General features: G+C 70.4%; 25 protein-coding genes and 1 pseudogene. 1 reads left to right on the top strand and 25 read right to left on the bottom strand.

The window, feature by feature from the left end; translation table 11 throughout:
• A pseudogene (locus FF041_RS27615) lies at positions 1–565 on the top strand (hypothetical protein); the annotation flags it as partial.
• Positions 566–614: 49 nt separating this feature from the next.
• Here the strand turns inward: FF041_RS27615 and FF041_RS27620 are convergent.
• From FF041_RS27620 to FF041_RS27740, 25 genes are all read right to left on the bottom strand, one after another.
• Positions 615–956, bottom strand: a complete 342-nt coding sequence (locus FF041_RS27620) for a hypothetical protein (protein ID WP_323392883.1) — start codon at positions 954–956, stop codon at positions 615–617.
• Positions 953–1,189 carry a hypothetical protein gene (locus FF041_RS27625; RefSeq protein WP_323392884.1) on the bottom strand — a complete coding sequence of 79 codons (237 nt, stop codon included), beginning with the start codon at positions 1,187–1,189 and terminating at the stop codon, positions 953–955. The genes FF041_RS27620 and FF041_RS27625 overlap by 4 nt, the downstream gene beginning before the upstream one ends.
• Entirely contained in the window at positions 1,186–1,401 is a 216-nt protein-coding gene (locus FF041_RS27630; protein WP_153525363.1) for a hypothetical protein, read from the bottom strand. The genes FF041_RS27625 and FF041_RS27630 overlap by 4 nt, the downstream gene beginning before the upstream one ends.
• Positions 1,402–1,403: 2 nt before the next feature.
• Positions 1,404–2,288 (bottom strand): peptidoglycan-binding protein, encoded by an 885-nt coding sequence (locus FF041_RS27635; RefSeq protein WP_153525364.1) that lies wholly within the window; start codon positions 2,286–2,288, stop codon positions 1,404–1,406.
• Complete coding sequence (locus FF041_RS27640; protein ID WP_153525365.1) at positions 2,288–2,563, bottom strand: hypothetical protein; 276 nt, start codon at positions 2,561–2,563, stop codon at positions 2,288–2,290. Before FF041_RS27640 ends, FF041_RS27635 begins: the two co-directional genes overlap by 1 nt.
• A gap of 66 nt (positions 2,564–2,629) precedes the next feature.
• Entirely contained in the window at positions 2,630–3,034 is a 405-nt protein-coding gene (locus tag FF041_RS27645; protein ID WP_153525366.1) for a hypothetical protein, read from the bottom strand.
• Positions 3,035–3,045: 11 nt separating this feature from the next.
• On the bottom strand, positions 3,046–5,829 hold the full coding sequence (locus FF041_RS27650; RefSeq protein WP_153525367.1) for a hypothetical protein: 2,784 nt from the start codon (positions 5,827–5,829) through the stop codon (positions 3,046–3,048).
• Positions 5,830–5,832: 3 nt separating this feature from the next.
• The gene (locus FF041_RS27655; protein WP_153525368.1) at positions 5,833–8,658 is read right to left on the bottom strand and encodes a phage tail protein; all 2,826 of its coding nucleotides are present in this window, start codon (positions 8,656–8,658) and stop codon (positions 5,833–5,835) included.
• 32 nt (positions 8,659–8,690) lie between these two features.
• A complete protein-coding gene (locus FF041_RS27660; protein WP_228388666.1) occupies positions 8,691–8,840 on the bottom strand; it encodes a hypothetical protein in 150 nt (49 codons plus the stop codon).
• A gap of 44 nt (positions 8,841–8,884) precedes the next feature.
• Positions 8,885–9,400, bottom strand: coding sequence for a DUF7426 family protein (locus FF041_RS27665; RefSeq protein ID WP_153525369.1), 516 nt, complete (start codon positions 9,398–9,400; stop codon positions 8,885–8,887).
• Positions 9,400–9,870 carry a phage tail tube protein gene (locus FF041_RS27670; protein WP_153525370.1) on the bottom strand — a complete coding sequence of 157 codons (471 nt, stop codon included), beginning with the start codon at positions 9,868–9,870 and terminating at the stop codon, positions 9,400–9,402. The genes FF041_RS27665 and FF041_RS27670 overlap by 1 nt, the downstream gene beginning before the upstream one ends.
• Before the next feature lie 13 nt (positions 9,871–9,883).
• Positions 9,884–10,315, bottom strand: coding sequence for a minor capsid protein (locus FF041_RS27675; RefSeq protein ID WP_323392887.1), 432 nt, complete (start codon positions 10,313–10,315; stop codon positions 9,884–9,886).
• Between the two features lie 52 nt (positions 10,316–10,367).
• The gene (locus FF041_RS27680; RefSeq protein WP_323392888.1) at positions 10,368–10,718 is read right to left on the bottom strand and encodes a hypothetical protein; all 351 of its coding nucleotides are present in this window, start codon (positions 10,716–10,718) and stop codon (positions 10,368–10,370) included.
• The gene (locus FF041_RS27685; RefSeq protein ID WP_323392890.1) at positions 10,715–11,032 is read right to left on the bottom strand and encodes a hypothetical protein; all 318 of its coding nucleotides are present in this window, start codon (positions 11,030–11,032) and stop codon (positions 10,715–10,717) included. Before FF041_RS27685 ends, FF041_RS27680 begins: the two co-directional genes overlap by 4 nt.
• Positions 11,029–11,445: a hypothetical protein gene (locus FF041_RS27690; protein WP_153525371.1), complete on the bottom strand. Its 417-nt coding sequence runs from the start codon at positions 11,443–11,445 to the stop codon at positions 11,029–11,031. Before FF041_RS27690 ends, FF041_RS27685 begins: the two co-directional genes overlap by 4 nt.
• Positions 11,446–11,456: 11 nt before the next feature.
• On the bottom strand, positions 11,457–11,960 hold the full coding sequence (locus tag FF041_RS27695) for a hypothetical protein (protein ID WP_153525372.1): 504 nt from the start codon (positions 11,958–11,960) through the stop codon (positions 11,457–11,459).
• Complete coding sequence (locus FF041_RS27700; protein WP_153525373.1) at positions 11,950–12,282, bottom strand: hypothetical protein; 333 nt, start codon at positions 12,280–12,282, stop codon at positions 11,950–11,952. Before FF041_RS27700 ends, FF041_RS27695 begins: the two co-directional genes overlap by 11 nt.
• Before the next feature lie 14 nt (positions 12,283–12,296).
• Entirely contained in the window at positions 12,297–13,247 is a 951-nt protein-coding gene (locus tag FF041_RS27705; RefSeq protein ID WP_153525374.1) for an SU10 major capsid protein, read from the bottom strand.
• Between the two features lie 52 nt (positions 13,248–13,299).
• On the bottom strand, positions 13,300–13,935 hold the full coding sequence (locus tag FF041_RS27710) for a hypothetical protein (protein ID WP_153525375.1): 636 nt from the start codon (positions 13,933–13,935) through the stop codon (positions 13,300–13,302).
• A 101-nt stretch (positions 13,936–14,036) separates the two neighbouring features.
• Positions 14,037–14,222 (bottom strand): hypothetical protein, encoded by a 186-nt coding sequence (locus FF041_RS27715; RefSeq protein WP_153525376.1) that lies wholly within the window; start codon positions 14,220–14,222, stop codon positions 14,037–14,039.
• Positions 14,219–16,219 (bottom strand): phage minor capsid protein, encoded by a 2,001-nt coding sequence (locus FF041_RS27720; RefSeq protein ID WP_323392892.1) that lies wholly within the window; start codon positions 16,217–16,219, stop codon positions 14,219–14,221. Before FF041_RS27720 ends, FF041_RS27715 begins: the two co-directional genes overlap by 4 nt.
• Before the next feature lie 16 nt (positions 16,220–16,235).
• Entirely contained in the window at positions 16,236–17,798 is a 1,563-nt protein-coding gene (locus FF041_RS27725) for a hypothetical protein (RefSeq protein ID WP_153525377.1), read from the bottom strand.
• The gene (locus FF041_RS27730; protein WP_153525378.1) at positions 17,779–18,030 is read right to left on the bottom strand and encodes a hypothetical protein; all 252 of its coding nucleotides are present in this window, start codon (positions 18,028–18,030) and stop codon (positions 17,779–17,781) included. Before FF041_RS27730 ends, FF041_RS27725 begins: the two co-directional genes overlap by 20 nt.
• Entirely contained in the window at positions 18,030–19,277 is a 1,248-nt protein-coding gene (locus FF041_RS27735; RefSeq protein ID WP_153525379.1) for a PBSX family phage terminase large subunit, read from the bottom strand. Before FF041_RS27735 ends, FF041_RS27730 begins: the two co-directional genes overlap by 1 nt.
• Positions 19,277–19,810 (bottom strand): helix-turn-helix domain-containing protein, encoded by a 534-nt coding sequence (locus tag FF041_RS27740; protein ID WP_153525380.1) that lies wholly within the window; start codon positions 19,808–19,810, stop codon positions 19,277–19,279. Before FF041_RS27740 ends, FF041_RS27735 begins: the two co-directional genes overlap by 1 nt.
• Between the last annotated feature and the right edge of the window lie 145 nt (positions 19,811–19,955).

Consider the following 19,955-nt stretch of genomic DNA (forward strand, 5'->3'; position numbering starts at 1 on the left):
ACGTCTCGGGTACTCGGCGGCGGCGATCACGGCCGCGGACCGCACCCGGCGGGCTCTCGGCCCGGACGCGCCCGCAGTAGCTCACGCGTGGGCCGCGGCGACGGAGGCTCTGGCGCACGCGGCGGCCGGTGACGCAACGATGGCCGATGAGGCGCTGGCGCGGTCGCGGGACGCGTCCGTACGCATACCGGAGGACACCCCGGTGCCGTGGCCGTGGCTCGGGCCCTTCGATCATCACAAGGTTGCTGCGGCCCGGATCTCGTGCGGGGCACTGCTCGGACGGCCCGGATGGGTGACAGGCGCGGTCGCGGACGTTCCGGCTGCCCTGTCCACCCCGCACGTCCGGCAGCGGGCGCTGCTGACGCTGGATCTGGCGGCCGGCCTTCTCGCCGCCGGGGACGTGGATGAGGCGTTCACCGTGGCGAGTGAAGCACTGCGCGTGGGCGCGGAGACGGAGTCCCACCGGCTGATTCACGGAGCGGTCGCGCTGCGGGGCCGGTACACCGGTGCCCGGCCACCGCGCTGTGTCGTCGCATTCGATGAGCAACTGGCGGCCGTGCTCTAAAACGCAGAAAGTCCCCTGCCCCTCCCGAAGGAGAGACAGGGGGCACAGCTCAGCGGGTGGTGAACTCCCACAGGGACACGGCGAGACCGAGCACACCCACCAACACGACCACGGACGCCAGCGGCCACCGGGCGCGTTCGAGGGCGTCCACACGGGCATCGTTCCGCTTCTGCCGCTCGGTCTCGCCGCGCTCGATCACATCGAGGCGTACGTCGTGCTCGTCGAGCCGCCGGGTGTGCTCCCGGATCTGCTCGTCGGTCTGATCGTGCCGCTGCATCAGCAGTGCGAGGGCACCGTCAGTGCGGGTGAACCCGACTTCGATCGTGCGCCGGATGCGCTCCAGCTCCACGGCGACCGCGGCCGGGTCCGACGAAGATGCAGGCGTAGTCACTGCGGGCCACCCCCGGGCCCGTCGACTATCCCGATCCCGACCCGATCAAGCAGCGCTTCCACACTCGGGAGCGCCATGACCCGCGCGAGCCCGCCCGCGACCGCGAGCGCCCCGGCCACCCACGGCAGCGACGCCGGGATCCCGGACGCCGCCACGATCCCGGGGAGCGCGACGGCCAGTGCGACGGCGGTCTGGAGCGCGGTCCGGACCGCACGCTTCGTGGTGTCCTTCACCGGTCCTCCCCGGGCAGATGCAGCGCGGCCCTCACCGCGCAGTCCTTCGCCTCCAAGATCTTCCGCAGGCACGTACTCCTCTCATCTCCGGCAGGCAGCGTGTCGGCCACCTCCTGGGCGAGCGCGGCGAAGGGCTTGCTCACCGCTTGAAGGCGCTCGGGCAGGTGGTGAGACGTGAAGTAGCGCAGGATGTACGGGTTTTGGTCGCTCATGATCAGTCCTCTCGATCAGCGTTGGGTACGCGGAGTCGCGCCCAGGATGCCGCGCCCGGGATGCCGTCAGCAGCGTTCCCCTCGTAGCCGAGCTTGCGCTGCCAGGCGGCGTACGACTTCCGGTCAGCCTCACCCCAGTTGGGGCCGGGGCCCACGGCGTACCGGCCGCAGCCCTCCGCCACCAGCCGTCTGCCCATGGCGGTGATGACCGCGCTGCGTCGACCCTGGGCGAAGAACGCGGCGCCGGGGAAGGGCTCGTACGACGGCTTCGGCTTCGACGGCGGCTTGTCGGGGCCGGCCGCGAGACGCCGGGCGATCCGGTCGCGCAGAAAGTCCATCGTGAAGCCACGGGGGTCGATTTTCCCCGGCTGCCACTCCTTGTGCCCGATCACCGAGCGCTGCGACCAGCCGTGCGCCCGGCAGATCGCCGCGGACACTCGTTCGATGGCCTCCAGCTGGACGGCGGGCCACGGATCACGGCCGTCGCCGAGGTTGACGCACTCGAAGCCGTAGAAGGAGCGGTTCCCGTCGGTGTCGGCCTCATTGTCGGCGGGCAGCGACCGCTCGGAGGCCACGGCCTGGAGCACGTCGCCGTCACCGAGTCCAGCATGGTTCGCCCGGCCGTAGCCGACGAGATGCACGGTGCCGTCCTTCGCGATCACGCCGTGACACAGCGGGCCCGGCAGGCTGCTGTGGCCGTCGCGGCAGAGCGCCACGGTGGACACGGTGCCCGTGGTGACGGTGTGATGGATCATCACCCCGTGCACCGGGCCCCACGGGCCCACATGGTTCCGGTTGTGCGTACGCCACCCCGGGTGCTCCACGACCGTGACGCCCTCTTCGCGGAGCGCGGCAAGTAGCCGGGCGGCTGTCAAGGGGGTGGCCATCACACACGCTCCGGCCAGTGCCAGGACCCGCCCGCCGCCGGGTCGGTGCAGCCGCCGTCGGCTCGGCGGCAGCCCCCGGCTGCGAGCGGGTGGTAGAAGCGGCCGGTCGGGTTGTCGACGGCGAGGCCGACCCGGTCCGGGTCGGCGAGGTCGACCTCGGTCACGACGGCGGCTCGGCAGGCGGGCGGGAATGCCCGGGTGCCGTCATCGAGGACGGGGGTGCCGTGGCTGACGTAGTGCACGATGCGGCCGATGCTCGGCGCGGGTATGGACATGATGCCTCCAGGGCAGCAGAAAGGCCCCGGCCGGACCGGCGCGGGGCAGGGGAACGTGGGGCCGTGTCAGCCGGTGACGAAGGCGCCGCTGAAATTCACGCTGTTCCCGGTCTGGATCTGAGAAGTCGGGTCCATCGAGGTGAGGTTGCAACCGCCACCGGCGGAGATCCGTACCGAGCCCGAGGCAACGCCCGACTTGTCGAACTGGACAATTTGGAGGTCTACCGGGCGGCAGTCAGGCGGCAGCACGCAGGCGGTGACGTCACCGATGTTGCCGGACGCCGACGCTGCGGGGAGGTCGGCACCGGACCGGGTCAGGGTCACGGAGAACTCCACGACGCCGCCCGATTTGCGGCCGGTGAAGTTCGTGAGGGTGAAGCCCGCGGCGGGGACGACTGTGCTGGTCAGCGCCACAGGGGTGGCGTCGTTGAGCCGGTCGGCAGTGATGCGCATACCTGAAAGCCACTGCATGTCTCCTCCTTCTACAGGGCGACGATGGCGGGGTGAGCGAGCCGGACATCCGTCCCGGCCGTGTGGGTTTTGCTGATGCCGTTGACGGCGCGGGTCACGGTGAACGTCTGCGTGCTGCTGGTGCCGGTGATGCCGGTCACCGTCATCACCTCCCCGCCGGCCCGGATATCGAAGGGGAAGTCCCCGGCACGGGCCGCTGAGGTCATCCACCGGGGCCCGGTCGTCGTGGTCACCGACAGGGCGGTAGCCGTCGCGGACACGCCCACGGCGAGCTGGGAGCCCGCAGTGTCCGCCCGCGCCGTCCCCTCCACGCCGACCGTCCACGGCCCGGCAGGGGTGCACACCAGGGTGACCTCCCACGTCCGGGGCAGAGGGATGTGGGTGATCTGCTGGACCAGCAGGTCGACGGGTTCCCCGGCGGCCCCCGCGTACAGCGGCAGCCCCACGATCCGGATCTTGTCGCCGATCCTCAGCCGGAGCACGTCCGGGATGAGCTGGGGCTGCTGGTGCAGCAGCACCCGGACCGAGGGGAACCGCGGTGCATCCCAGGTCCCGAGGTGGGCCCGCCAGGACGCGTGCTGCTGCGGCCGGTCGTCGGCGGCGAGGTTGAGGCTGATCGACTCGTCGTAGATCCCGACGCCGCCCTGCTCAGGCGGCTGGGCGCCGAGCGGCCCTTCCTCGATGACCACCCGGGCGCTCGAACCGCCGATCCGCTCCACCGTGACATCGTTCCGGATCCGCTGGTCGTCCTCCACCGGCTCCAGCGGCGGCGCTACGTGCCCGGCCGCGTAGTCCAGCACGAGGGTCGGGGTCTGGTTCTCCATGCTCGCGCGGTCCCGGTACCAGAGACCGATCCGATCCGGGCGCTCCGAGAGGATCCCGCCGTCGACCTCAGCGCAGTCGGCCACCAGGGCGGTGAGGACCGCCGGCCGTTGAGAGCCCATCTGCTCGGAGAGGCGGCTGGTGTCGCCGTCGTACCAGGCTATGGGCACCGTGGGTTCCTCAGCCGTGAGCCTGTTGAGCCTGTTGAGGGCGCTCTCCCCGGCGAAGCCATCATCCGCACCGGCGAAAATCGTGCTGCCGGGCGGGCTGGTGATGGAGTCCTCCGAGGCCCCCTGGTCGAACACCGCGAGATGCCCCACCGTCATGTCGGCCACGGCTGTACCCCAGGCACCGGACACGCCAGTGACCGCGCCCTGGAGGGTGGACGACGGAACGATGGCGGAGATGATCCAGAACGTGTCCTGGATGATGTTCCGCCAGCGGGCGAACAGCCTGAACCCGGCGGACCCGGGACCGGAGTAGATCGCCAGCCGGTTCCACACCCCGGCGAAATCCGCCAAGGCCTGCGGTTCGGTGTAGGTAAACCCGGCGATCACCTCGGCGTCCTCGTTCCGGGCCTCGATCCGTACCCCGGCGGTGCTGGCGTAGACGATGACCTGCCGGATCGACGGGCTGTTGACGACATCGACCCGGATGATCTCAGTCTGTGCCGCGGGCATCACCGGCAGGAAGTACACGAGCTCGACATGCCATCCGTACTCGGGACTGCGGGGCACAGCGGCCCGGATCGACGCGGGGGCCCGGACCTGAGGCAGCGGACCCGAGCCGCCGAGGGAGTCGACGGCGGCGAACTCCAGCCCGGTCACGGCCATGGGGGCGACGCCAGGCAGCGGGGATGCCGCCGTGGTGGAGGCCGGGCCGTCCTCCATCGGCCAGTACGCGATCAGGTTCGGATCGGTCGGGATCCTGCGACGCAGCGTGGAATCGATCGGCTTCCTGCCCTGCCCGAGGCGGCGGAGAATCCCCGCGGCCTCCATCGGGACCCACACATCCTGCCCTGACGGTGACCAACGGGACGGCAGGCTGCTGATCTCCCCGGTGAACAGGAAGTCCCGCTGCCGGACCGAGGCTGTACCGGAGAGGGTCCACGGCCGTCCGGCCCCATCCGTCCACCCGGTGACACCCGGAGCGAGCCCGCGGGCATCGACATCGGCAACAACAGCCCCATCGATCCCGGCACGGACCTGGACCCGGTAGACCCGGCCCCGGACCGGGACCCGAGGCGGGACAGTCGTGGAGTCCACGCCGCCGATCCGCAGTGGCGCGGTGCCCGCGAAGATGCTGGTCGCCCCGGCCTGGGTGAACTCCGCGAACACGGTCCACGGCCCGTCCAGGGACGGCGCGGTGTAGAAGCGGGCTACCCGGCCGGACGCCCCGTTGTCGACATCGAGCGTCACCCGGACCGCCGCCCGCTCCGGCAGCGGGGGCAAAGCCGCTGTCGCCGCGAGCACGGTGGTGCCGTCTGTCGTCCAGCCGAGCGAGAGCATCCGGTCGAGGAGCCGTAGCGCGTACGACCGCTGCCCGCCCGCGTCCCACTTCGAGACGAGCACCTGGTTCCTGCCCTGCTCGTTCCAATCGGTGGCCAGCTCAACCCGCAGATCGAGGTCCCCGGTGATGTCGAGGCTGGCATGGTCCGGGGTGGCGGCCATGGAGGCCAAGTCCCCGTCCAGGTCCAGATACGCATCCGTGCTGGGGACGGATATCTGGAGGCGGGTGTTGCGGCCCAGCCGCCCGAACCACGGCCCGAGCGGATTCCGCGGCGACAGGGCCCCGTCACCGTTGTTGAGGGTGAGCACGCAAGTGGACGGGTCCACTTGCGTGCCCTCCGCACTCATCCCGCTGATGATCCGGATCGGATCCCGGGTGTAGACCCGGGAGGTGATGTCGACCCGCTCACCGCCGCCGAGCTGGAGCTCCGCCCGCAGATCGAGCGGGGTCTCAGGAAACGCCACAACCTACCTCCGTCCTGCGATGACGAGCTGGACATCTCCACCGCGCACCCGCACGGAGCGCTGTACCGACTCCAGGATGAAATCGTCTTGAGGGCTCCCGCCCGAGCGGATCTCCAGCACGATCGGCCGACCCCCGGCTGTACCGACGGCGTCCGGCCGGGTGCCGGTCGGCCGGCCGCCGAGCGCGGGCACGGACGGCGGGGTGACCAGCGCGGCCATCGACTTATCGAGCGCCGGGGCCCCGGCGTCGATCCCGGCCTGGATGCCCCGGGGGATCCAGCGGCCGACCTGATCGGCCAGCACCCGCGACGGCGACTTGATCCCCAGCGCCTGTTTGATCGCCTTGGTCATGCCCTTGGCGATCAGCATCATCTGGCGCTCGATCGCCCCCTGCTCGGCTGCCAGACCCCTCACCAGGCCCTTCGCGGCGTGGATGCCTGCCCCGTACAGGGCGTCCCCGGTGACGTCCCCGGCGGCCTTGGCGGCGGTCACCAGCTGCCCCTGCGTGGAGTTGATTTCCTTGATCTGGCCCTTGGTCGCGTTCGCGAGAGCGGTCGCGGCACCGAGGCCGCCCTCCACTCCGGCGGCGGCGATCTGCGCGATGAGATCGCCCCTGACACCCTTTTTCCGCAGGATCGCGATCTGCTCCGCGAACTGGCGCGCTTTGCCCAACTGGTCATTCAGGCCCGTGAGAATGCTGTCCGCGGTCACCGGCCCCTCAGAGGCGGTGGTGATGTTCGCCGCGTCCAGGACGCTCTGCCGCACCGACGCGGCGGCCTCATCGCGGGCCTTCACCATGTCCTTCAGCGTCCGCGTCGCTTTCTTCATCCGGACGGCGAGGTTCTCCTCGCGCCGCGCGAGCCCTTCCAGCGCGTGGGAGTCCCGGCCGATACGGAGCAGAGCTTTCTTTTCCCGGCCACCGGAAAGGCTGTCTCGGACGATTTTCGCGAGTTTCTGTGCAGCGGTGCGGACCTCTTTGGAGGAGCCGGTGATTCCGACAGCCAGACCTCGGGCGACCCACTTTCCTTGCTCTCTCGTGACTTTCGACGGCGACGCGATACCGAGCGCATCAGCAATCGGGCCCGGAATCACATCCCGCGCCCACCCGATGACCTTTTTGGCAATCCATGTGCCCATCGATTTGATGCCGTTCCACAGGCCAAGGACAACGTCCTTGCCCTTGGACAACAGCAATTTGGAAAGGGATCCGATCGCCCGGACGATACGGCCGGGAAGCTCCCTCACCCAGGTGATGAAGGAAACCGTCTTGGACGCGGCTGCGTTCCGGAACTTCTGGAAATGCTCAGACGCGGCCTTGCCCAGCTTCGCGCCGAGGCCGGAGAGCGCGTCCCACGCCCGCCCCGGGAGGCCCTTCAGCCAGGTCAGCAGCTCGGCCATCTTCCGAACCGCAAGGGTCTTCGCGGTGCCGAACCATCTCCCGATCTTCTCCGGGAGTTTCTTCAGCCATTCGAGCGCGACTAGAATCCCGTCCACGGACGCCCGGAACGCGGATTTCACCGCGCCCCATACGGCGTCCCATGCTTTCTGGAACCATTTGGTTTTGGTGGCGATGAGGACGATGACCGCGATGAGCGCGACAATTCCGGCCACGATCAGCACCATGGGATTGGCCAACATCGCGGCGTTCAGCTGCCACTGGGACGCGGTCCATATGCGGTTCCGCAGCGCCACAATCGCCTGAGCGGCAGCCCAGAGTTTCATCGCCACCACCACGGTGCCGATGACGATGGCCAGCGCCGTCAGCACCGGCGTCGGCGTGTTGTTGATGATCTGCGCGAAACCGAGCGCCAACTGGGTGGTGACTCCGATTATCGGGCCGAGGGCCACCAGCAGCTGCACCACGGCCCCGCCGAGCGCGCCGAGAGTGGTGGCACCCTCCCCGGCCAGCTCCAGGAAGTCCGCGAACCTCTCCGAGCCGCTCAGCCCCTGTGCCCAGTCCGCGAACGCGCCCGTCATGCTGACGAGTCCGCCGGTCACCCCCGCGCTGGCCGGGGTGAACGCCTGGAACAGCCCGGCGAAGCCGCGACCGAGGTTCCCGATGACCTGGAGAAAATTGCTCAGCGCCGGCCCGGCGGCGGCAGCCGTGTCGGTCGCCCACTTCGTGAACTTGGCCGAGCGGACTCCGACGGCGATGCGGTCGAGCGTGTCACCGAAGACCTGCCCGGCAACCTTGACGAACGGCGTGACCTGCGGCAACAAGCTCCGCAGCACCTGCATGCCCTTGGTAAAGACAGGCATGGTGGTGCCGGACAGCTCGTCAGACCACGCCTTGTGGTCCCGCTTCAGCCCAACGAGCTCCTGGGCAGCCTCCCGCGTCGCAGGCGGCAGCTGGGACAGTGCATCCGTGTACGCCTTCTGCTTCGCCGCCGCATCGACCGCCCCAGACGCCGCCGCCGCTTCGGCCTCAGCAGCCAGCTTGGCGACATTCGCCACCGCCTCCATCTGCGGACCCGCCGCTGCCTTGAACGCGCCGACAGCCAGCCCGGCCGCGACCGCACCAGCGGCCAAACCGCCCAGAGCTGCTGCGGCAGCAGCCACCCCCGGAACACCCGCAGCCACCCCGGCGATCGCCGGGCCGACACGCCGCACGGCACGGACCGCGAGCTGAGCGTGCTCACGGATCCCGTCCGACAGCCCCCGGCCGGCCGCATCGCCCTCGGATATGAACCGGCCGCGCAGAGTGCGGAGCTGGCCGTTCGCATCGCGGGTGAGGCCCCGCATCCGCAGCTGGGCGGCGGACATGCCGGCCTCGAAGCCGCTGGCGTCCGCGCGGAGGGTGGCGACGAGTTCGCCGAGACGGAGGGCCACGGCACACCCCCTGTCTGGCCGGGCAGGCCGGGCTACTTCTTGGGCAGGTCAGGGGGTTCGAAGTGCCGGGCCAACCGGCTCTCGGTGCTCAGCAGTCCGAGGATGCGGATCCTCAGCCACCGCCACGAGCGGGCCTGCATCAGACCCGGGGCGGACAGATCGAGGCCATAGACCTCGTGCAAGTCGGCCTCGATGAGGGGCCACTGCTCCAGCAGCGCGGCCCACGTCAGGTCTGGTCGGCCTCGCGGGCTGGGCCGGTGCCCTTCCGGGGTTTCGTACCACTCCGGGAGCCCTGTTTCTTCGTCGATTTCGCCGCACGGGATGAGGCCCGGCGCTCCGCCCTGTTGGCCGGTGCCGGGCTCATCGCTTCCGGGTCGCCACCGGCGGCCCAGTACCTCTCCGCCGCCTCGATGTCGGCGGTGATCCAGATGACAGCGGTCATGGCCACGTGTTTGAACCACGGCCAGGACGTGTTGGCCCGCAGCTCCTGGTACGCGGTGCCGAGCGCGGTGCGGTACAGATCCATCTCACCCAGGTCGTCCAGTACCTCGGTGTCCGGTTCGGCGCCGCCTCGCGCCATCTTCACCCCTGCGTCCATCAGGGTCTGGACCTTGAGGCCGTCGTCAGCAGGAGGGGCCGGGATCCGTACCTCGTGCTCGCTGCCATCCAGGTAGGTGACGGGCAGGGTGAGCCCGTCGTCCAGGAACGCTTCCAGCGGCTTGAACCCGCCCGCGCCCGCCATCAGGGAGTCACCGGGTTCGTGATCGGGACCAGCGGGCCCGTGCCGGTCAGGGTGGCCTGGACCTGGTCGAGCGCGGTGTACTCCCCGCCCTGCGGCTCCCACGTCACCAGCGCCGTGCCCGTGTACGCCTCCGGGAGGCCGTTGCGGTCGAAGAAGCGCACGGGCACCTTCGAGTCCGCGCCGTACGCGAACGCCGCGAGCCTTAGCCGCTCGTGCGACGCCGCGTAGGCCGTGCTGTCGGGCGTGGCCTTGCGGTTGAAGGTCACCTCCACCTCCCATTCCTGGCCGGTCTTGGTGTTCTCCTTCCACCCGTCCGTGTCGTAGCTGGTGGCGTCCTCGTGGGTCGGCTCGGCCGTCCACTGGAACTCGGTGATCGCGGGGACGAGCTGCCAGTCCGGCACCACCTCGGTGCCCATATTGATTTCCAGGCGCCACCGTCGGGCGAGCGCGGTCTCTGTGGGCGTACTCATGAGCCCACACCTCCTATTCGTTCAGGAAAGGCGCGGGCCGATTCGACCTCGCGTAGTAGTTGCTGGTCAGCTCAGTACGGCCGTGCTGGTCCTGGCCGAGCAGGGCCTCGGACTGGCGCCAGATCAGCGAGACGCGGACGGTCCCGAAGTCGAGCTGGCAGCGGTTGTGCAGCGCCGCGAAGACGCCGTCCGCCATGTCGAGCACGGCCGTCGGGTCCGGCCCAGCGCGCAGCCGCACCTGGACCCCGGTGATCGCGTCGGTGAGGTCGCTGTCCTCCACCGGATAGGGGGACAGGAACACAGCCCGGTCCGGGCCCTCCGGCATCACCCCGTGGAAGATCCCCGTCTCGCCGTCCGTGTAGATCCCGCCGGGCCGGTACACGCCGAGCCCGGCAGCAGCGATGAGCTGGGACAGCCCGGCAAGAAGATCGCTGGTGTACCCCACGGCACCTCCCGGACAGTCGGCACCCGGGGCGGGTGGATGGTGGGGGTGGGGGTCAGCCGCGGAGCCAGTCCCGCAGGTCCACAGCCATGAGGCGGAGCATGGTCGCGCGCTCGGTGTTCATCGGCTGCTCCAGGTACTTCGCCTGGCGGCCGGGGAGGTGCTTCCAGGTCAGTTCCTCGTGCTGCCGCACGGCGTACGGGGTGTCAAAGCTGATCACTCCGTTCAGCCCGTCCACCTCCGCGCGGCCGGAGCGCTCCAGGGTCCCCTCCTCCAGGGGGACGAGTTTCCGGGCCTCGCCGAGGGTGTGCTCCAGCGCCCGCTGAAGCCCCTGGGAGGCGAGCCGACGCCCGCGGGCGGTCCACAGACGTTGGCCCTCGAAGGACATCCGTACGTAGCGGGTCACTGGAGCTGCACCTCCAGATGATCCGGGACCGGGAGACCGCCGCCGTCGCGCCGGAGCGCGGCGATCACCACGGTCCGACGCCCGCCCGGCAGCGTGATCCGGCTCTTCGCCGGGCACACGGTCTCCAGCCGGGCGTAGAAGGTCGAACTGGACGTGACCTGGTCGCCGGACGGCCCCCGGACGAGCCGGGTCTGCTCGTCCACGAAGCACCGCACCTGCGCGGGCGGGCCGTACGCGGCCCCCGTCGGGCCACTCCCTATATACGGCTCCACCGTCACCGTGTGCCGCAGCAGAAAGCCAGGCAGCGCGCTCACGAGCACACCGCGCCCAGCTCGAAGATGTCCGGCGTCAGATCCGGGCTGCGGAGCGAGTCCCAGACCTTCGGGGCGATCTGCCGCCCCGGCGAATCGTCCCCCGTCGTCGCCGTGACCGACCGGCCCAGCTGCACCGACCCGATCTTCAGGTTGCCCCAGCCGACCCCGGCCGCGCCCGTCGTGTCCCCGACCTCCTCTCCCCACTCCACCTGCGCGCACACAGCGCCCGCGAGCGCGTCGAGTACGAGCTGGTGGGTGGGGTAGCCGTCGGGGTCGACGTCGTACCGGCACAGCCGCAGGACCCGGGAGTCTAGGGTCCCGGAGGCGGCTGCCAGCAGCCGTCCGATGTCGGCGGGCGGGGCCTGCCCGGTGTAGGTCTGGTAGTCCGCCGAGGTGGCGTACACCCTGGCCACGGGACCACCTCCTACGCGGACGCGCCGATGATGACGATGTCGTACGAGACGGCGGAGCCCGCCCCGCTGTTGGCGACCTTCAGCAGGTCCCCGGTGGTCGGCGTGACCGCATAGCCGACAGCGTCGGCGTCCCCGGCCATCACGCCGAGGGTGGCGCCCGGCCGGAGGGTGATGGTGCCGGTCGCCCCGAGGAGCGTCGACCACGTGTTGGTCGCCGACGCTCCGATCACGACGTTGTTGGTGTTCGTTGCGGCGGCCGAGATGAAGATGCCCTTCACCCGGGCGAGCGCCACCGTGCCCCCGAAGGCATCGGTGAGGACGCCGACCAGGTCCAGATCCTCCGACCCGGACGCCGCGATCGAGCGCCGATCGTGGAAGACCTCGTCCGCCCGCCCGGCGGTGACGCCGTCCGCGAGGTGCACGGCCCGCCGGAACGCGAGCCGGTCCTCGGACACCGTCAGGTCCTGCGGCCGGGACTGGAGCACGGACGCGGAGATCCCGAGATCAGTGGTCACCGGCACCGCCGTCACCTCCCTCCGTGCGCAGTTCGGCGAGCTGGTCGCGGGTCATCGCTTCGGCGACCTCCGGGAGCATGCCCTGGAACACCGCGAAGGCCACCCAGTCGCCCTTCGAGGCCGACTTCGCCGGGCGGGCCGGTACGCCGACGGGTTCGGAGTCGGTGGTGGCGTCCACGGTGATGCCGTACTCCTCGGCCACACCGGCGAGTGCGGCAGCCTGGTCGGCGGTCGCCTCGGCAATGCCGTCCGCGAAGACGACTGGCCCGGCCGGGGTGTTCACCCGCATCTGCGGGTACCGCGTGCTGCGGATCGTGATCACGATGTCTCCCCCTGTCAGACGGTCGTGAGGCCGGTGATCTTGCCGTGCGTGCGCTCGTTGCCGTAGGCGAGACCCACCTCGCCGTACAGCTGAGTGCGATCCTTCGCCCCGGTCCGGGCGAGCGGCTCGGCGAAGAAGTGGCCCTTGCCCGGGGTCTCCTGGTAGACGGGCTGGCACTGTTCCAGCGACACCACGGCGATCTGATCGGTCGGCATGTGCCGGTTCAGCATCAGATTGAGGGTGCCGAAATCCGTCTCGATGGTCTGGACTCTGACTCCGCCGACCGTGCGGGACTCTTCCCGGTAATTCTTGTTCGTGATGAAGATGGTGGTCAGCATCCGCTTCTGGTGGGCGTTCGCTATCAGGGTCGCGGTCTCCGATTCCTGAATTCCGCCGCTGGTCCACACCGCCTGGAGCAGGTCGAGGACCATGTCCTCCGTGAGCGCCGCGGCCGGCGCGTTCGCGATGACGTTGGTCGCGATCGCCTGGAGCAGGCCACGGGTCCGGCGCGGGGTGAGGTTGTCGGCAGGCTTCTGGTAGGTGCCCTGGATGAAGCTGAACTCGATGTCGCGGACCATCTGCTTCAGCATCTGCTCGACCTGCCAGTCGAGTTCGCTGGTGACCGGGTTCGGCTGAGCGTTGTTGATCCCGGCCTTCGCCCCGGTCGCGGCCAGCTTGGTGTAGGAGACGCCGACGGTCTCGTGGTGGATCTGCACCAGGTTGGAGACGTTCGCCCGGACGCGGTTCTCGTCGCTGGGGGCATCGGCGCCCTCCAGCTTGGCGTTCTGCCCGGCCGCACGCAGGTCGAAGGTCTGCCATTCGAACTCGATCGAGTTGGTCTGGCCCCCTCCGGTGAGACCGCCGATCGCGGAGAAGAACGGGGTGTCGGCGGGTGTGAGCTGGTGGAGGATGCCGGTGTAGTTCGGCAGGTTGTAGGTGGTGCCCAGCGCGGTGATACCGGCCATGGCCATTCTCCTTCATATGTCGAGGGCGCGGCCCGTGGCCGGTCCCAGGGGGTCAGTTCTGAGCGGCCTCGGCGGTGGCGAGCTTGCTGTTCTCCAGCCGCATGACCGTGCGCCAGTCGCCGTTCGCCTTGGCCTGTGCGATCTCCTTGTCGAGGCTGTGGGCCTGGTCGCCGGAGCCCCCGCCGCCTCCCAGATCCGCGCCGGAGCGGCCGGCCCCGCGTGCGGGGGCGAGCTTGCCCAGCTTCTCCACTGCTGCCTTGATGGCCTTGTCGTCGACCGTGCCGTCATCGCCGATGAAGCGGGTGACGTCGATGAACTCGGCCAGCGGAGCGAGGTCGACGCCCGCGCGTGCGGCGGCGGCCTCCAGGCGGGCCTGGGCGATCTGCGGTGCGGCCTCGGAGAGCGCGGCCGTGCGGCCGTTCTTCTCCGCCGCGGCGATGGCCTTCTCCTGCTCGGTCTGGTTCGCGGCCTTCAGCTTCTCCAGCTCGGCCGCGGCGGTGCCGTTCTCCTTGGCCCGCTTCTCCCACTGGCGGGCCATGGCCTTCCAGTCCGTACCGTCACCGCTGTCAGCGGGCGGTACGGGCGGTGTAGCCGGAGGCGGGCTGCCCGCAGGTCCGGTGCCGCCCGTACCGCCCTCGGGAGGCGTACTACCGGCCGGAGGCGCAGGCGTGGGGGTGGGTGTGGACATGGTGATCTCTCCCGTTCCGGGAACGGCCCGGTGCCGTGCGGCCCCTGGGCATGCGAAAGGCCCCGTCCACCGGACGGGGCCTCGGTACTGCTGAAGGTGGTTTACAGGGGCGTGTCGCCTGGGAGGGGCATGCAGTTCTCGGTGCCGGAGCCCGACCACTCGACCCGGATGAAACTCTCGCCGCGAGCGCGGCGGCGGGCGGCGTCGCGTGCCGATCTCGCGTACCGGCCGTCCAGCTCCGCGAGATCGGCGAAAAGCTCGGTCAGATCAAGTCCTGGGACGGTCACTGCGCCTCCTGCCGGGTCATTCCGTGTGCCCTGAACACCTCGGTGAGGGCGTCGAGCACTGGCTCGATGTCGTCATCATCCCACGCCTCAGGCGGAACGAGGGGCGTTCCGTCCTTCAGACGTGGCACATCGCGCAGTTGCTCGACGGCGTATCGCAGACGGGGGTCGCCGGTCTCCCGCGCCATCCACTGCAAATAGGTGCGGGCGAAGATCTCGCGCACCCGCAGCAGGTACTCCAGGTGCTTATCGGAGACGGTGTACTCGCGGCCGTCCAGGACGCCGAGGACGTGACCGTCTCCCCGCCGGCGCATGGCGATCAGCTCCCGTACCGATCGGGTGTTCATCACGGCGGCGAACCACTGGACCAGCGGGCCCGTGGGGGTGCTGGCCTCACCGGCCGCGGCCATGCGAAGCCACACGTCCAGGGGCTCTTCGGGGAGCCCGTCGGTTCCCATCATGCGGTCGTCGCCGAGCGCCTGATGGTCCAGGATGTGCCCGGCCTCATGCACGATCGTCGCCACGAGATCGGCCGGCCGGTCGGCCCGCAGACGGAGGATGCCGCCCGCGCCGAGAGGGAGCCGGCTGTCGGGGCCGGTCCGGCGGCGCCGGGTCCAGCCGTCCGGGATGTAGCTGCCGCGCAGCCCAGAAGGCGCGTCGTCGGACAGCTCCTCGAACCGCACACGGCCCGATAGACGCAGGCCGGGATGCGCGCGCTGGAGGATGCGGTTGGCGCGTTCCAGGGCGTTCCCGAGGGTCTGGCTGAGCGAGGTGTCCGTGCTCCACAGCGGGGAGCGGGCCTCCATGTCGGCCGGCGGCTGGGTGCTGGGGGTGTCGGCGGTAGTGGTATCGGCGGTGGGGCGCTCGGAGACGGGTATCTGCTCCCGCGCCGGTTTGCGGGTGAGGTCGGGGTGCGCGGCGACGTGTTCCCGCGCGGCTTTCTGCCAGGCCCTCACCTTGGCGTTCGCGGCGCGGCGGGCCGGTTCGTCGAGCGCGGCGGCGGCCCGGCGTTTCCAGCGGCGTATGTGGCGCTCGATCTCCCGCTGGCGCTGCGTGTCCTCATAGGTCGTGCCGGGGGTGGGGTGGTCCGGCGGCCGGGTGGTGACGCCCGGGAGGTAGGCGGCGAGGGAGTGGCGGCAGTTGGGGTGGAACAGGCCGGAGGCCCGTGCTTCGGTCAGCGATCCGGTGACACGGACGTCGACTGTCTGCCGCCGGGCGAACAGGCCCGATGGCTGGATCGCGTGCTCGGCCTGGATCGTGTGCGGCCCCGACTCCGGCCCCAGCGTGAGGGTCTTCCCCTCCCACCGGGCACACAGCGGGCACTCCAGCGGGGCATCGCTCACGATGACGAGCCCGACGCCGATCTCTGCGAGGGCGTCGATGTGGCCCTCGATCGCCGCCCGCGCCGTCACGGACCGCACGGCCATCTCCGCGTAGGACGCCATGTCCCAGGAGCGGCCGGCCTTGTCCACGAACCCGGTGATCCCGGCCGATGCCAGCTGGTCCATGGCTCGCTGCGACGCCTGGCGGCGGGTGAGCCCACCGATGAGGCTGGTCGCAGACGCGCGCGAGGTGATCGACCGGTACGCGTCCACCACGACGCGGCTGACGCGCTGGTACAGCGGCCGGGTGTCCGCCACAAGCGACGCAGCGAGCCGGTCAACGGCCGGAGCGTTCGGCAGTACCGGGCGGGCCGCCAGCTCGCGCCCGATGTCCAAACCGCCCATCTCCGCCACCGCGGCCTGCCGCCCGCGCCCGTACGCCTCAACGAGCGCCCGGCGTACGGCACCATCGGTGTCGGTCTGGAGCGCGGTAATGATCTCGTCGACCGAGTTGCGCAGGCTCCCGATCGCGGCGAGCTTCAGCTCGACCCACCGGGGGCTGTCGATCCCGTCGGCGAGCGCCTCGGCGAGCTTCTCCAGGAGCGCGCCCTCGGCCGCGTCGTACAGGGCCCGGACCTCGCGGGCGAGGTCCTCGGCCATCTCGGGGGATACCGGCACGGCACCCCCTCAGCAGCTACTCGACAGGGCCGGATCCGTGCGTGCCGGGGCCTTCGGCACCGGTCATCGTGGGGTCGGAGACGGCGCGGCCCGACTCGCCGAGGATCGCGGCGACTTCGGCCGTCACCTGCTGGTCGTCCCAGTCCGGGTGCTGCATCCGCACCAGCGTCTCCGTGGACGCGGCCTCCGCCCGGCGCAGCAGCTCGGCCGTGGTGGCCAGTTCGCCGAGCCCTTCGGTGACGGAATCCTGAAACTCGACCTTCGGCGGGACGGACAGATCCAGCCCTGTGACTCCGAAGCGGAACCCCGCTTCCACGGCGAGTTGAGCGGCGAGGATGTCGGAGAGGGCCGGGTCGGCGTAGAGAGCCTTCCGCGCCCGGGTGGCAAGAGAGCGCCGTTCACGGGCCTTGATCTCCGTGGCGGTGACCGCCTGCCCGTCGCCGTGCTCACCAAACGTGCTGGCGCTGTACCCGGCCTGCCGGGCGGCCTGCTCGGTCAGCGCAGCGCAGGTGTCCGCGTGCTCCTTCACCCGGATCGCGAACTGCACGCTCGTGATCGGATCCGGATCGCCTGCGCGCGGGAGCATGTTCAGGCCGGTGTAGACACGCCGGTCCTCCCAGCGCACGCCCTTGCCAGGGCCCAGGGACTGAAGCAGATGGTCCCCGACGATGATCCGGGAACGCCCGTCCTGGAGGTCTCGCATCCAGCTCGTCCATGCCTCGTCCAGGGCATCCATCAGACCCTCGATGCCCTGAAAATCGGACTGGCCCCAGTAGGCGGCGCTAGGGATGTGCCGCCACGCCCGCGCTGGCCGCACGTTGGGCATGTACGAGGCGGTCAGGTGCGCCGGTGCGCCGGTGTCGAGGCCGCCTTCCGCGTCCACCATGGCGGCGAGCGGCGCTGTGTCGGGGTGATCAGCCAGCGGCCGGGCGGCTCCGAGCGCGGTGAGGCTGCCCTCGTAGAGGCCGTGGAAAATCCGGCCCTTCTCATGCCGCTCCAGATGCCGGAAGAGGCGACGATCGTTGGTGTCGCCGGAGTCGAGGACGGTCCAGAAGGTGACCGCGGTGAGCCTGCCGTAGCGGAACTCCGGGACGGCCCGGTCGGCGGCCACCGTGTCGATCCACGGCCGGTCGGACACTTCGTCGTCCCAGACCACGCGGAAGTACGCGCCGCCGAGCGCCGCGCACACCTCCCCAGCCTCCAGAAGGGTGGGGTGCAGGCTCTTCGCCATCGCGTCGAGACGGTCCTGTGTGCCCTGGTGTTCGCTGATCAAGGCGGGCGGCTCGGAGAAGAGCAGGCCCGAGCTGGTGCGCGCGATATCCCCGGCGAGCGGTATGTGGAGCTTGCTGGACTTCTCCCCCGCCGGGGTGGGCTGCCCCCAGAACCAGCGGGCCAGCCGACCGCGCAGGCCGCCCGCGTACTGGGCTGGCCGGTTGGCCTGCTCCAGAGAGCCACGTCCCTCGTAGCGCTGCTCCAGCCGCTCTGGCTCGGCGCTGTACCAGGCGTCCCAGTCCGCGAGCGAGGTGAGGACCCGGGTGTCGACCGGGGGCCAAGGTGTGTCAGCCGTCGGCAGCGGCATCGTCGGGCACCTCCTGGTCGCTGCGGGGGATACGTATCTCGGTGAGGAGCGGTCCGCCACCGTGTGCGAGGGTCTGCCCGGCGTCGTTGGCAACGTGGAGCACAGCTGTCACGCCCTCGCGCACGTCCACGGACAGCGCGACGAGATGGCGGGTCGGCAGCCCGAGAGCGGCGCAGGCGTTCTGCATCTGCTCCAAGGTCACTGCTTCCGGGAATCCCTTGATGAACGACATCAGGCGGCCACCTCCAGAAGAGTAGGGATGTGAGGCCGCCACAGGGCCTCGGTCGTACGGACGCCGTACCGCAGCGCGTCACAGGAGTGGTCGTCGAGCTTGATCGGGGCGTCCTCGCCCTTCTCCGCCTTCTCGTCATCCCAGCTGTAGCCCGGGAGTTCGTCGATGAGGCCGGTGCAGGAGCGGTGGATCCTGAGCTTGTCCGCGGCGAAGAGGGAGGCGATCGTGCGGATGCCGTCGAGGACGGTGTTGTCGGCGGGCATCACGGACGAGACCTGGTCGCGGTGCAGCTGCTCGATGAACGAGCTGGCCGAGGGGTCCACGATGGTCCACTCCGGCCGGACCCCGGCAGTGGCGAGCCAGCGGCGGCGGGCGGCGGAGTACTCGGCGTCCGTGAGCTGGCGGCGGGCGGTGCGGGAGTCGTGCCGGTACTCGCTCGCGACGTACAGCCGGCCGTCCGCGCCGAGACCGATGAGCAGGGAGACGAACGGGTTGACGGTGCCGTAGTCGATCGCGTCGCACAGCCAGCGGGTCATCGACGGCAGCTCGGTGACGACGTGCTTCTCGGTGTCGAACATCTCGTAGATCGCGCCCTCGGACTGGACCCAGTGGCCGAGGATGAACCGCCTGTGCCAGAGCCCGACGTACTCGGCCCGGAGCGCGGCGACGTACGCGGGGTCGAGGGCGGGGTTGTCGTCGAGGGTGAACTGCCAGGACCGCAGATCGAGCGCGCCAGCTCTGTTCAGGAAATCTTTCCGCAGCCAGTGCCCGGGGTTGTCCGGGTTTGTGGTGGCCATGAGCCGGGCCCCGGGGACGCTGAGGCGGCCGAGGAGCTGGTTCCAGAACCCGCGCGGGATGAGCGTGGCCTCGTCCACGTACGCGAGGCACGCGGTGAGCCCGCGCAGGCGGCCTTCCGCGCGGGAGTCGGCGGCACCGATGAGGTGGACGGTGCGGCCGAGGATCGTGGCGGTGGTCGCGCCGCGGGTGTGGACGACGTGCGCGGCGATCGGGCCGAACAGGGAGGCGTCCTGCAAGGGGTCGAGGACGTTGCGTTCGATGGTCTGGAGTGACCGGCCGACGATGACGATCAGCCCGGACGACGGGGCGGCGGCGACCGCGATGAGGAACGCCACCAGCGACGCGATGGTCTTCCCGGAGCGGATCGCGCCGTGCCAGATGTTGATGCGTGCGGTCGCGTCCGCGATGGATCGGATCTGCTTGCGGGAGAGGGGCAGCGAGTCGAGCATCAGCCCTCCTCGGCGGTGTCCTCCTCGTGCGCGTCGGCCAGGCGGCGGATCCCGTCGGCGAGGCTGGTGAGCATGGAGCGGGCGGCGTCGGTGCCGGGGTCTCCGTCGACGGTTTCGAGGCGGGTGGCGGCGGTGATGGCGGTGGAGATGCCGGTGAGGAGTGCGCGGCGGTCGATCGCGGGGAGCCGGCCGACGCGGAAAGCGACGGCCTTCCCGGCGGAGACTTCCACCAGTTCGTACGGGCCAGCGCGGCGGAGGTAGTCGAGATCCGCCTCGGCCACGTCGTAGAGGCCGGAGATGATTGCCGCGCGGCGGGCCTTGGCGTCGCTGACGCGGGCCTGCGTGGCAACGGCGGTCGCGGTCCGGTCGAAGGTGAGGCCGAGGTCTTCGGCGATGCGGGAGACGGTGCGTTGCCCGCGGCCGAGCTGGCGGGCGATCTCGTTGCGGCCGAGGCCTTGGGCGTGGAGGGTGCGTACGGCGGCGCGGTCCTCGTCGGTGACGGGACGGTCGCCCTTCTTCAGGCCGCCGCTCATGGGGTCACCTCCTGGGGGCATGCGGAAGGCCCGGCACTATCGGGGGTGGCCGGGCCTGGAACGGGCGAAGGCCCAGCTAGTTGGCTGGGCCTTCGGTGTCTGTGGGGTTTCCGGGCACGCCGGAGACGGCTCCATGATGCGGGAT

The organism is Streptomyces jumonjinensis, assembly GCF_009600885.1.
GTDB classification, from domain to species: domain Bacteria; phylum Actinomycetota; class Actinomycetes; order Streptomycetales; family Streptomycetaceae; genus Streptomyces; species Streptomyces jumonjinensis.